Origin of the sequence: Paraburkholderia sp. (assembly GCF_026225065.1) — a bacterium.
Classification (GTDB): domain Bacteria; phylum Pseudomonadota; class Gammaproteobacteria; order Burkholderiales; family Burkholderiaceae; genus Paraburkholderia.
Genome location: NZ_JAMFSB010000231.1, coordinates 1 through 4724 on the forward strand (window position 1 = coordinate 1; position 4724 = coordinate 4724).

Below are 4724 nucleotides of genomic sequence, written 5' to 3' on the forward strand. Positions count from 1 at the left end.
GTGGATGGCGAGCGGGCGTTCGTCGGCGGACATAATGTCGGCGTGGAATATCTCGGCGCCAAGCCACCGCTGTCGCCGTGGCGCGATACTCATATCGAGGTGCGCGGACCGGTGGTCGCCAGCATCCAGTTCGTGTTCACGGAAGACTGGTACTGGGCCACCCAGACGCTGCCGCCGCTCGATATGCCGTCTTACGAAGCGACCGATGAGGGCATGCATTGCATCGTCATGCCCACCGGCCCCGCCGACAAGCAGGAGACCTGTTCGTTGTTCTTCGTCGAAGCGATCAACGCGGCTCGCGAGCGGATCTGGATCACCACGCCTTACCTCGTACCCGACGAAGCGGTGTTTTCGGCGCTGCGGCTAGCGGTGTTTCGCGGCGTGGACGTGCGCATCCTGATTCCGAGCCGGCGCGACCACTACGTCGTGTTCGAAGCCTCGAAGCTATATGCCTACGACTCGGTAAACGCCGGCATCCGCATCTTCCGCTACCGGCCCGGCTTCCTGCATCAGAAGGTGGTACTGATCGACACCGTTGCCGCGGCTATCGGCAGCGCGAATCTCGACAACCGCTCGTTCCGGTTGAACTTCGAGATCATGGTGCTGACCGTGGACCGCGGCTTCGCCACCGAAGTCGAAGCGATGCTCACGCGCGATTTCGCCGAATCCTACGAGATCGACCGTAACGAGTACCGCCAGGCGCCTGCGTTCAGACGCGTGACGATGCACGTTGCAAGATTGTTCTCGCCGATTCTCTAGGAGCCGACGGCGCGCGTGTCGCACAGGTGACGCCTCCCGCCCCTACAGCAGCTTCCCGATCTCGCCGGTGATCGCTTCGGGCTTGGTGACAGGCGCAAAGCGTTTGACGACCGTGCCGTCACGGCTCACCAGAAACTTGGTGAAATTCCACTTGATGCCCTCGAGGCCCAGCAGACCAGGCGCTTCACCGGTCAGATAGCGGTACAGCGGGTGGGCATTGGCACCGTTCACGTCGATCTTGTCGAACATCGGAAAGCTCACGCCGTAGTTCTTCTCGCAGAAGCTGCCGATCTGCGTGGCGTCGCCCGGTTCCTGTTTGCCGAACTGGTTGCAAGGGAAGCCGAGAATCTCGAAGTCGCGCCCCGCGTAGGTTTCGTACAGTTTCTGGAGCCCCGCGTATTGCGGAGTGAAGCCGCACTCGCTCGCCGTATTGACGATCAGCAGCACCTTGCCGCGATAGCGGTCAAGACTGACTTCCTCGCCGCCGAGTGTGCGCGCCGAGAACGAATAAATCGATGTCATGGGTCCTCTCCGTGTCGACCATGCAACATGGTTGCGAAAGGCGTCAGTCTAAGCTAAAAGCCCCGCTGGCACAGTTAGCCGAATGGCCGATGCCTGGTTGCCCTCCGGCGGTCTAAAATAGCGTTTTTTCCAAGCCGGCCTCCTCTTAGTGATCCGCTTTAACCAGTTCAGTCTCGCGCGTGGCACCAAGCCGCTCTTCGAACAAACCACCTTCACCCTGAACCCCGGCGAGAAAGCCGGGCTGGTCGGGGCGAACGGCGCGGGCAAGTCGACCCTGTTTGCCGTGCTGCTCGGCGAACTGCACGCGGACGGCGGCGATTTCTCCATGCCGCCCTCGTGGCAGATCGCCCATGTGGCGCAGGAAACCCCTGCCGTCGACAAGACCGCGCTCGCCTACACGCTGGACGGCGACGCTGCGTTGCGCGCCATTGAGGCAGCAATAGCCGCCGCCTCGGCCGCACACGACGGCGCCGCGGAAGGCGAAGCGCACGCCGCTTTTGCCGACGCCGACGGCTACACTGCCCCGGCGCGCGCCGAAGCGCTGCTGCTCGGCCTGGGCTTCACGCTCGAACAGACGCGCCTGCCGGTGGCGAGCTTCTCGGGTGGCTGGCGCATGCGCCTGAATCTCGCGCAGGCGCTGATGTGCCGCTCCGACCTGCTGCTGCTCGACGAGCCGACCAACCACCTGGATCTCGACGCCATCGTCTGGCTCGAAGACTGGCTGCATCGCTATCCGGGCACGCTGATCGTGATCTCCCACGATCGCGAGTTTCTCGATTCGGTCTGCAACGTCACGCTGCATCTCGAGCAACAGCAGATCAAGCGCTACGGCGGCAACTATTCGCAGTTCGAAATCCTGCGCGCGCAGCAGATCGCCCTGCAGCAGAGCTCGTATGAGAAGCAGCGGCGCACGGTCGAGCATCTGCAGAGCTATATCAACCGCTTCAAGGCGCAGGCCACCAAGGCGCGCCAGGCACAAAGCCGGGTGAAGGCGCTTGAAAAGATGGAACTGATTGCGCCGGCCCATGCGTCATCGCCGTTCACGTTCGAGTTCCGCACGCCGGACTCGGCGCCCAACCCGATGATGGTGATGGAGAGCGTGCGCTGCGGCTATCGCAACGAAAGCGGCGAGATTCCGATTGTCGAGCACGTCACCCTGTCGATCCAGAACGGCCAGCGCATCGGCCTGCTCGGCGCGAACGGCCAGGGTAAATCGACGCTCATCAAGACGCTCGCCGGCACGCTCGAGGCGCTCGGCGGCGACGTGCGCGAAGGCAAGGGGCTGCGCATCGGCTACTTCGCGCAGCATCAACTCGAAACGCTGCGCCCGCAAGACTCGGCGCTGCAGCATCTGGCCCGGCTTGCGCCCGACACGCGAGAGCAGGAGTTGCGCGACTATCTCGGCGGCTTCAATTTCTCCGGGGAAATGGCGACCGCCGCCATCGCACCGTTTTCGGGAGGCGAGAAAGCGCGTCTCGCGCTGGCGTTGGTGATCTGGCAAAAACCGAATCTGCTGCTGCTCGACGAGCCGACCAATCACCTGGATCTGGAAACGCGTCACGCGTTGACCATGGCGCTTGCCCAATTCGAAGGCACGCTGATCCTCGTCTCGCACGATCGCCACCTGTTGCGCGCCACAACCGATCAATTCATGCTGGTGGCGAAACACCGGCTGCAACCGTTCGACGGCGACCTCGACGATTACCGCGACTGGCTGCTGCAGCATGCCGCCGAACAGCGCGCCGCGCTGAAGGCCGGTAATGTCGGCAACACGGGAGGCGTAGCGAATGGCGGCAGTAGTAACAGTAGCGGCATGGGCGAAGACAACGCCGCAAACCGCAAGGAGCAGCGCCGTCAGGACGCCGAAACGCGCCAGAAACTCTCGTCCTTGAAGAAGCCGCTGCAAAACCGCATCAACAAGATCGAAAAGGAAATGGACGCACTGAACGCCGAAAAAGCGACGCTCGATGCGTTCGTCGCGGATCCGGCGAGTTACGATCCTGAACAGAAGACCAAACTGACGGAGGCAATCCGCCGTCAGGCGGATGTGAATGCGCGCCTCGAAGCGCTCGAAGCCGAATGGCTCGATACTCACGAGGAACTTGAACAGATCGGATAAGGACGCTGCGCCAGGCGCGCCGCCGTTTTCTAGAGAGAGAGGTTGGCATTGACGTCTCCCGCTGCATTGCATGGCCTGCGCGTCCTCGACCTGACGCGCCTGCTGCCCGGCCCAGTCGCGGCTCTGCGTCTCGCGGAAATGGGCGCGGATGTGCTGAAGATCGAAGCGCCGGGCGCTGGTGACCCGACCCGCACGATGCTGCAGGCCTCGAGTGACCGCGTCGCCGGCCGTCCCGGCGCCTTCTATCGCATGGTCAACCGCGGCAAACGCGAGACGCGCCTCGATCTCAAGTCCGAAGCGGGACGCACCGTGCTGCGCGCGCTGGCCCGGGAAGCGGACGTGCTGATCGAGAGCTTTCGGCCGGGCGTAATGGACCGGCTAGACATCGGCTACGACAACTTGAGCGTGCTCAATCCAAAGCTCGTCTACTGCGCTATCACTGGCTACGGCTCGACGGGCCCATTCGCCCGTCAAGCGGGCCACGATCTGAATTACGTCAGCTACGCAGGCGTCCTCGAGCAACTAGCGGCCCGTGACGGCGCACCGATCCTGCCGAACTTCCAGATTGCCGATCTGCTGGGCGGCGCCGCAAGCGCGGTCGAGCAGATTCTCGCCGCGCTCTGGCAGGTGGCGCGCGGTGGCAACGGCCGCTTCGTCGATGTTTCGATGACACACGCCAGCCACGCGAATAACTTCCTCGCCCACGTCTCGCTCGCCAACGACGGCGCCGCGCCGCCAGCCGGCGGCGGCCTGCTGAACGGCGGTGTGGCCTGCTACAACCTGTACCGGACGCAGGATGGCCGCTGGCTCGCGGTCGGGGCGCTCGAACTCAAGTTCTGGGAAACGTTATGCCACGCGCTCGACCGACCGGAGTGGGCGTACCGGCATTGGAGCGTCGGCCAGGCCATCGGCGGACCCGATGCGCTCGCGCTGATACAGGACATGGTCACCCTGATCGCTGGCCGGCCATTGGAAGATTGGGTGCGCTTGCTGGAACCGCTCGATTGCTGCGTATCGCCAGTGCTGACGCCAGCGGAGGCCGCACAGCATCCGCTCTTCAATCCTGACGCTGAACCCGGCGCAGACGAAGAAGCCAGTGAAGCGGCGGATGATAGAGATGGGCTGCCAGGCTAGAGGCGAATCGAATCAGAAGCCTCAGGCACAGAACACCCCCAAGTCGGCGCCAACACCGCCGCCCGCCGCGTTTAGCGCCGCGGCAAAGTCTGGCGCGGGGCCCGTTCGTCGTCGTGCAGCATGTATTTGCGTCCTTCGACGTGACGGTCGATGGTGGCGCGCACTTCATCTGCGGTGACGTTTTCGGCCA

Annotated in this window: 5 protein-coding genes; 3 read left to right on the plus strand and 2 right to left on the minus strand. The window is 63.6% G+C overall.

Annotated features, from left to right (window positions below):
- The coding region (locus M0954_RS17040; RefSeq protein WP_297354427.1) for a phospholipase D-like domain-containing protein at positions 1–759 on the plus strand (759 nt) is incomplete at its 5' end.
- Positions 760–801: 42 nt separating this feature from the next.
- Here M0954_RS17040 and M0954_RS17045 read toward each other — a convergent pair.
- Complete coding sequence (locus M0954_RS17045) at positions 802–1281, minus strand: glutathione peroxidase (protein WP_122155157.1); 480 nt, start codon at positions 1279–1281, stop codon at positions 802–804.
- A 148-nt stretch (positions 1282–1429) separates the two neighbouring features.
- Between M0954_RS17045 and M0954_RS17050 the strand changes: the two genes are divergently transcribed.
- Both M0954_RS17050 and M0954_RS17055 read left to right on the plus strand, forming a co-directional pair.
- A complete protein-coding gene (locus M0954_RS17050) occupies positions 1430–3400 on the plus strand; it encodes an ATP-binding cassette domain-containing protein (RefSeq protein ID WP_297354428.1) in 1971 nt (656 codons plus the stop codon).
- Positions 3401–3466: 66 nt separating this feature from the next.
- Entirely contained in the window at positions 3467–4534 is a 1068-nt protein-coding gene (locus M0954_RS17055) for a CaiB/BaiF CoA-transferase family protein (protein ID WP_297354430.1), read from the plus strand.
- 71 nt (positions 4535–4605) lie between these two features.
- Here M0954_RS17055 and M0954_RS17060 read toward each other — a convergent pair.
- Positions 4606–4724 (minus strand): DUF2866 domain-containing protein (locus tag M0954_RS17060; RefSeq protein WP_297354432.1); only part of this gene is annotated, 119 nt, incomplete at its 5' end.

Bases quoted from the DNA above. Each gene is read 5' to 3' on its own strand.
- M0954_RS17045 (WP_122155157.1), bottom strand. From the start codon at position 1,281: ATGACATCGATTTATTCGTTCTCGGCGCGCACACTCGGCGGCGAGGAA.